Origin of the sequence: Corallococcus sp. CA041A (assembly GCF_003612075.1) — a bacterium.
GTDB classification, from domain to species: domain Bacteria; phylum Myxococcota; class Myxococcia; order Myxococcales; family Myxococcaceae; genus Corallococcus; species Corallococcus exiguus.
Map to the genome: position 1 here is coordinate 1 of NZ_RAWF01000568.1, position 890 is coordinate 890.

Here is an 890-nt window from a genome sequence, read left to right on the forward strand (position 1 = left end):
GGAAGCAGTGGAGCCACCCGCTCCCATAGCGCGTCCGGTACGAGGTCGCGAGCCATGAAGCCCAGGTGCTCATGGCCCGGCTCTCCGGCCACCCTCCCTTTCAAACCTGACTTTTGTTAGGCGCTCTAAAGGGCGGCTGTCCACCCCCACTCGCAGCGTCTTCGGCGTCTTCTTCGAATCGAACCCCTTCGTCCGCTTCGCCACCTCGACGGTGCGCTCCAGCAGTCGGCGGTCCATCTCGGTCGCGATGAGTCGCTCCCGGAATTGCTGCAGCCCGCCCTGGCAGAAGGCTGGCTCGTCCTCGTCGGCACCCAGTCGGTCCAAGACCATTCGCCACCGGCTGTCAGTGCCCGACAGACACACGGCTTCGGCGTCCGACGCCTGCGTGTAGGCCTGCACCAGCAGCGCCATGCACATCATCGCGGGCGGCTGCGGCTCTTGCCCCTGGCCCGTTTGTCGGTACATCGCCTCGAGTTCGTCCTGAAAGGCCTCGTCGAACAACTCGTGCCGGTGCTCGCGCAGGAAGACGAAGAGCTTCCTGCTCTTGCCCGCAAGCTTCAGCAGGCGCTGCTCCCGGGTGCTCTGCTCCACAGTCGGCTTCCAGCGTTCCACGAGCCACCTCCGTGAGGTGGCGACCTGATCACACGGCGACAGCCCGCGTCGATCCTCTGCCGCTTGCCTGCTCCCTCGACGTAACCTGATCGGCGCTCTAGTACGACTTGGTCACATCAAGAATGCGTGAGGGTGGGCGGACTGTTCCCCCTGCATGACACCGACGCAACTGAAGCGGTTGGAGGGGGAGCTGGAGAGCTTCCTCGAGTCGATGTTCTCGGGCCTGGGCCGAGTCGAACGGCGACGGGCCATGGACTGGTACGTCAAGGGCCTGTTGC

At 64.9% G+C, this 890-nt stretch carries 1 pseudogene; it reads right to left on the reverse strand.

Annotation, left to right across the window (positions count from 1 at the left end):
• Positions 1-123: 123 nt before the first annotated feature.
• A pseudogene (locus D7V77_RS42205) lies at positions 124-612 on the reverse strand (transposase); the annotation flags it as partial.
• Between the last annotated feature and the right edge of the window lie 278 nt (positions 613-890).